The 6,463-nt window shown below is 37.6% G+C and carries 6 protein-coding genes; all 6 read left to right on the top strand.

Annotation, left to right across the window (positions count from 1 at the left end; all coding sequences use genetic code 11):
* Positions 1-15: 15 nt before the first annotated feature.
* Complete coding sequence (locus ASG21_RS05145) at positions 16-486, top strand: AsnC family transcriptional regulator (RefSeq protein WP_056076747.1); 471 nt, start codon at positions 16-18, stop codon at positions 484-486.
* 69 nt (positions 487-555) lie between these two features.
* The gene (locus ASG21_RS05150) at positions 556-945 is read left to right on the top strand and encodes a hypothetical protein (RefSeq protein ID WP_056076749.1); all 390 of its coding nucleotides are present in this window, start codon (positions 556-558) and stop codon (positions 943-945) included.
* A 90-nt stretch (positions 946-1,035) separates the two neighbouring features.
* Positions 1,036-2,016, top strand: coding sequence for a pyruvate dehydrogenase complex E1 component subunit beta (locus ASG21_RS05155; protein ID WP_056076751.1), 981 nt, complete (start codon positions 1,036-1,038; stop codon positions 2,014-2,016).
* 128 nt (positions 2,017-2,144) lie between these two features.
* Entirely contained in the window at positions 2,145-4,136 is a 1,992-nt protein-coding gene (locus ASG21_RS05160) for a KUP/HAK/KT family potassium transporter (RefSeq protein WP_056076754.1), read from the top strand.
* Between the two features lie 72 nt (positions 4,137-4,208).
* On the top strand, positions 4,209-4,682 hold the full coding sequence (locus ASG21_RS05165) for a transcriptional repressor (RefSeq protein WP_056076756.1): 474 nt from the start codon (positions 4,209-4,211) through the stop codon (positions 4,680-4,682).
* Between the two features lie 3 nt (positions 4,683-4,685).
* On the top strand, positions 4,686-6,425 hold the full coding sequence (locus ASG21_RS05170) for an OstA-like protein (RefSeq protein ID WP_056076758.1): 1,740 nt from the start codon (positions 4,686-4,688) through the stop codon (positions 6,423-6,425).
* Positions 6,426-6,463: the final 38 nt, after the last annotated feature.

Below are 6,463 nucleotides of genomic sequence, written 5' to 3' on the forward strand. Positions count from 1 at the left end.
TATAATTTCACTATTATGAACTATCAACTGGACGAAATAGACAAGAAAATTCTTGACTTCTTAGTAGAAAACACAAGAATGCCCTTTACGGAAATTGCAAAACAGATGGATGTATCTGCAGGAACAATTCACGTAAGAGTAAAGAAAATGGAAGATGCAGGTATTATTTTAGGATCATCTCTAAGCATCGATTATGGTAAATTAGATTATCATTTCACAGCTTTCATCGGTATTTTATTGACGAAATCAAACCGCACTCAGGAGGTTTTGAAAGAATTATCTACAATCCCGAATGTTATTGAAGCGAGCGTTATCTCAGGTAAATACAATATCTTCTGTAAAGTAAGAGCAAAAAATACAGACGATGCAAAAAGAATAATCTATCAGATTGATGATATTCAGGATGTTATGAGAACTGAGAGTATGATCTCTATGGAAGAATTCCTTAGCGACAAAAACAGATTGATCAACGCGATCACGATTTAATTTTTTTTACGATATAAATATTCTGAGGAACTTATGATTTTTTTTCATAAGTTCTTTTATTTTTGCACCATGGAAAAGGAATATAAAGAATACAGTTATTTCGACGAAGACCCGAAAAAAGGCTGGGGTTTTATTTTAGCATTGGCTTCGTTGCTGCTGTTTACTTTTATGGGAATCGGGCTCGATTTTGATGAATATCTTCAGCATAAAACTTTAAATATTCCGGAAGGATATTTCTACCTGATCTTCTCGGTTGACGCTTTGATGATTTTAGGAATTGTCCTGATCTTTTTCTACAGAAAAATCGGAATATTTCTATTTCCGGTAATGCTGCTGCTGCATTTCTTTATGCACAATTATTATCTGTCGACATTTTTGTACTCCGACGTTACCAATCTTTTTCTCTTTACAGGCTTCGGAATGCTGGCAATTATCCCAAAATGGAAGTTTTTCAGATAATTATTTTCTAAAAATTAATATTGAAAGAAGCCTTTTTTTTCGATTAATAAATAAAAATCTTATTTTTGTATCTAAATTTTTAAAATTACTATGGCAGAATATACTTTTCGTGAGGTGATTGCACAGGCAATGAGCGAGGAAATGCGCAAAGACGAGTCTATCTTTTTGATGGGTGAGGAAGTGGCAGAATACAATGGTGCATACAAAGCTTCAAAAGGAATGTTGGATGAGTTTGGTGCTAAGCGTGTAATCGATACACCAATTGCAGAACTTGGTTTCACAGGTATCGCGGTGGGTGCAGCAATGAATGGTAACCGCCCGATTGTAGAATATATGACTTTCAACTTTGCACTGGTGGGGATCGATCAGATCATCAACAACGCTGCAAAAATCCGTCAGATGAGCGGTGGCCAGTGGAACTGTCCAATCGTTTTCCGTGGTCCTACAGCTTCTGCAGGTCAGTTGGGAGCAACGCACTCTCAGGCATTCGAAAACTGGTATGCAAATATTCCTGGACTTAAAGTAGTTGTTCCTTCAAATCCTTATGATGCGAAAGGATTATTAAAATCTGCAATTCAGGACAACGATCCTGTAATCTTCATGGAATCTGAGCAGATGTATGGAGATAAAATGGAAATTCCAGAAGAAGAATATTATTTGCCAATAGGAAAAGCAGATATCAAAAGAGAAGGTACAGACGTAACTTTGGTTTCTTTCGGAAAAATCATGAAATTAGCTCTTCAGGCAGCTGAAGATATGGCTAAAGAAGGTATTTCTGTGGAAGTAATCGACTTGATTACAGTTCGTCCTTTAGATTTCGAAACTATTTTAACTTCAGTTAAGAAAACGAACAGACTTGTAATTTTGGAGGAGGCATGGCCGTTTGGTTCAGTTTCTTCAGAGATCACTTACATGGTTCAGCAGAAAGCATTCGATTATTTGGATGCGCCAATCAAAAGAATTACTACTCCTGATGCTCCTGCACCTTACTCATCAGCATTGTTTGCAGAATGGTTCCCGAAACTTGAAAAAGTGAAAGAGGAAATCAAAAATGCAATGTACGTTAAGTAAAATATTGAAACGATTATAGAAAAAAACTTCCGAAAGGAAGTTTTTTCATTTATTCTATTCATCGGTAAAAGTTCGCAGGGTTATTATTTTAATATAAATTTGCCCCTTAAATTTTAATATTTCCAGATATGTCTGAAGTTGCAGAAGGTGGTCATCATTTTGACCTTAAAAAACTTTCTTTTGTTGGAGTTTTAGTGTCTTTAGGTATTGTTTTCGGAGATATCGGGACCTCGCCTTTGTACGTTATGAAAGCGATTGTAAGTGCCGGAAAAGATTCCAAAATGCCTTTTGATGCATACATCGAAGGTGCTATTTCTTGTATCATCTGGACGCTGACCCTTCAGACCACAATCAAATATGTTATTATTGCCTTACGGGCAGACAACAAAGGAGAAGGTGGAATTTTGGCTTTGTATTCTTTAGTCAAGAAACTCAAAAAGAAATGGCTCTATGTTGTAGCAATTATCGGTGCATCCACTTTGGTTGCAGACAGTGTCATTACACCGTCATTAACCGTGATGTCAGCAATTGAAGGTCTGAAGATTTACAATCCCGAAACGCCGGTTGTTGCCATCACAATCATTATCTTATTTGTTGTATTTTTTGTACAGCAATTCGGTACGGCCTCCATCGGTAAACTCTTCGGTCCGATTATGATTCTCTGGTTTCTTGCGTTAGGAGCTTTTGGATCGGTGCATATTCTTGATCATCTGGAGATACTGAAAGCATTCAATCCTATTTATGCCTACAACCTGATTACGCATTCACCTGAAGCTATCGTCATCATGGGAGCTGTGTTCCTCTGTACAACGGGAGCCGAGGCCTTGTATTCTGATTTGGGACACTGCGGTGCAAAAAACATCAGAGTAAGCTGGATCTTTGTAAAACTGATGTTGATTTTAAATTATCTGGGTCAGGGAGCATGGCTTCTTACCAATTACAAACAGGTCTTCACCGGTGTGAATCCGTTTTTCGGTATTATGCCGGAATGGGCAGTTTTGCCGGGAGTAATTCTGGCAACCTTAGCTGCAATTATAGCAAGTCAGGCAGTAATTACAGGTTCATTTACAATGTTTTCTGAGGCAATGTCCATCTCATTCTGGCCTAATCAACATATTGAATATCCTTCTGGTGTAAAAGGGCAAATGTATATACCGAGAATTAACTGGGGATTGATGGCACTGTGTTTTGGAGTGGTTATTTTCTTCAAAGAATCCGGCAAAATGGAAGCAGCCTATGGTTTGACGATTACGATAACAATGCTGATGACAACGATATTGCTGATTTACTGGCTGAGCAGAAGCCGTGTCAACAGAATTTTCATCATTGGTTTTGCTGTAATTTATCTTTTCCTTGAATCAGGCTTTTTCTACGCCAATGTAATTAAATTTCTGGACGGAGGCTGGCTGACCATGGTGTTAGGAGGTTTCATCGCAGTCTGTATGTACGCATGGTACAACGGCCGACTACTGAAGGCAACCTTTACCCAATATGTGAAAATCAGTAAATATGTAGGTGTTATTAAGGATATGAAACTGGATAATACCATTCCGAAATATTGCACCAATTTAGCATATCTTTCAAGAGCAAAAAGAAATGATGAAGTGGAATCAAAAATCATCTATTCCATCATCAAAAAACAGCCTAAGAGAGCGGATCACTATTTCATTTTAAGTATTGTCAATCAGGAAGATCCATATACTTTTAAATATACTGTTGATGAAATTCTGCCGGGAACGATCTTTAAAGTAAATTTCCTCCTTGGTTTTAAAAAAGACAGAAGAATCAACGACTATTTTAATATGGTTTTAAAGGATCTGATGGCTGATGGCACTATTCCTTCTCGAAGCAGTCATCCGTCTTTAAGAGCTTACAACATTCCGCCAGATCTTAAATATGTCATTATTGACAATACCTATATTAATGATATACTGTTAACTGTAAAAAACAAAATCACTCTCAATATCTATAATTTTGTGAAGTATATAGGTAGTGACGACTTTAAATCATGGGGGGTTACTTCGCATAACGTGGTGGTAGAGTCTGCACCCCTTACAGAAGAGGCGGTATCCAGTGCAAACCGAATTCAGCAGGCGAAGTTCGAACGCAACGATTCTTAAAATCTCTTTCTGAAATACAGCAGAATTTTATATTCAATAAAAAATCGATAAATTTGTAGTATAAATTGATTAATGGATACTTTACAGAAAGAAAAAAATATAACCCTGATAAAAGACGTTTTACGTAACTATTTATTGGAAAAAGGCTTCAGAAACACCCCTGAACGCTACACGATTTTAGAGGAAATCTACAGTATGGATCATCACTTCAATGTAGATGATTTATACCTTCTGATGATGCAGAAAAAATACCATGTTTCAAAGGCAACCATCTACAATACGATCGAAATCTTCCTTGATGCAGGGCTTATCCGTAAGCATCAGTTTGGCGAAAAAACTTTGACATCGTCTTCATACGAAAAATCTTATTTCGACAAGCAGCATGACCATTTGGTGATCTACAAAAAAGATTCAGATAAAGAAATTCAGGAGATTATAGAATTCTGCGACCCTCGTATTCAGGCTATTAAGGAAGGGATAGAAAGTGCATTTGGCGTAAAAATTGATTCGCATTCGCTGTATTTTTACGGTACTAAGAATGATTAATTAATGAAGATATTCTGTTTTTTGTTCGTTTTCCTTGTTGCTTTTTTTAACGCACAGGAAAAACCCAAACCTGTACAAAAAGATCCTTTTTTACAAAACAAATCAGCAAAAACACCTGCCGGCCCGGGCAAAAAGGTGAAAATCATCAATGCAGATGAGATCATAAAAGATCCTAAAATATATGACGGCAACCAGACACTGAAAGGCAACGTAAAGGTTGAGCATCAGGGATCTGTTCTCAGTGCTGATATTATCGTCATGTACGAGGAAGAAAACTTTGCCAGAGCAATTGGTAACGCCAGACTTGAAAATCCCGACGGTTCAGTGATCACCTCTTCAGAAATGGAGTACGACGGGAACACACAAAAGGGTGTTGCCAGAAAAAATGTTGTGCTGAACGATCCCAAAGGTACCATCATCAAAACCGAAACACTTTATTACGACCGCCTCGGAAATCAGGCTTACTACAACAGTGGAGGAACTATTAACGATGGTAAAAGCGTTACCTATTCCAAGGTGGCTACTTACTTTTTAGATTCCCGAACCATAGATCTTACCGGACGGGTGAAGATTGAAGACCGCGAATATATTCTGGAAGGCGACAATGTAGTGCAGAATCAGAATACCAATATCGTGACCATCAACGGTTATACGGTAATTACCAACAAAAAGAATCCGAAAAACAAAATCATTACCGACAAGGGAACGCATAATATGAATACCAAGGAATCTTTTCTCACAAAAAATTCCAGGATTTATTACAATGATAAAATTCTTACCGGTGATGCGTTATACTTCAATCAGAATACTGGCTTCGGAACAGGAACCGGAAATGTGACACTGGATGATCCTTTAGAAAAAAGATACATAAAAGGAGGCTACGGTGAGATTTATGAGAAAAAAGATTCTGCAGTGATGACGAAAAGTCCGTATGCAGTTAAGATTTTAGAGAAAGATTCCATCTACTTCGCTTCAGAGAAAATCCTGTCTTATCAAAAGCCGGATACTGCGGATGCTACCAAAAAGAAAAGTTTTCTGAGAGCATTTAAAAAGGCAAGAATTTATAAATCCAATGCGCAGGGCAGAGCAGATTCCATCGCTTTCAATGAAACCGACGGCATTATGCACATGTACACGGATCCAATTCTGTGGAGCGATCAGAAACAGGTAACGGGGGATAAGGTAGAAGCTTATTTTAATACTTCCACTGAGAATATAGATTCTTTAAAAGTCATTGGAAATGCTTTAGCCATAAGCAAAGCAGATTCTCTGAATATGAAAGACGAATTTAATCAGGTAAAAGGCAAACTAATGTCTGTTTTTTATGAAGAGGGAAAAATAAAAGAAGTAAGAGTGATTGGAAATGCACAGTCCATTGCTTATGTGGATGATGTAGATTCAGTAACAAAAAAGCCGGTAAGAATTGGGATTAATCTGTCGTCATGCGGAATTATTGGTGCTTTGTTTGAGGAGCAGCAACTGCAGATTCTATCCTGCAACATCGGTGCAACAGATGACACTTACCCGATGAGTATGATTGAACCTTCCAAACGGAAATTCCCCGACTTCAACTGGAACACCAAAGACCGGATACGGAAGTGGCAGGATATTCTCGTCGACACCCCGAATTACGAAGAAATAAAATACGAATCGGATACCACGCTCTACGATCAGTCTCAAAAGATTATTGATGACGCCAAAGCCAAAGAGGAAGCAAAAAAACCAAAAAGAGTACGTAAATAAAAATAGAAAATCAGAGCTTTTGGCTCTGATTTTTTTTT

The organism is Chryseobacterium sp. Leaf394, from assembly GCF_001424105.1.
Lineage (GTDB): Bacteria > Bacteroidota > Bacteroidia > Flavobacteriales > Weeksellaceae > Chryseobacterium.

Coding starts and splice junctions, on each gene's coding strand:
- ASG21_RS05150 (WP_056076749.1), top strand. CDS start 556: ATGGAAAAGGAATATAAAGAATACAGTTATTTCGACGAAGACCCGAAA.
- ASG21_RS05155 (WP_056076751.1), top strand. CDS start 1,036: ATGGCAGAATATACTTTTCGTGAGGTGATTGCACAGGCAATGAGCGAG.
- ASG21_RS05160 (WP_056076754.1), top strand. CDS start 2,145: ATGTCTGAAGTTGCAGAAGGTGGTCATCATTTTGACCTTAAAAAACTT.
- ASG21_RS05145 (WP_056076747.1), top strand. CDS start 16: ATGAACTATCAACTGGACGAAATAGACAAGAAAATTCTTGACTTCTTA.
- ASG21_RS05170 (WP_056076758.1), top strand. CDS start 4,686: ATGAAGATATTCTGTTTTTTGTTCGTTTTCCTTGTTGCTTTTTTTAAC.
- ASG21_RS05165 (WP_056076756.1), top strand. CDS start 4,209: ATGGATACTTTACAGAAAGAAAAAAATATAACCCTGATAAAAGACGTT.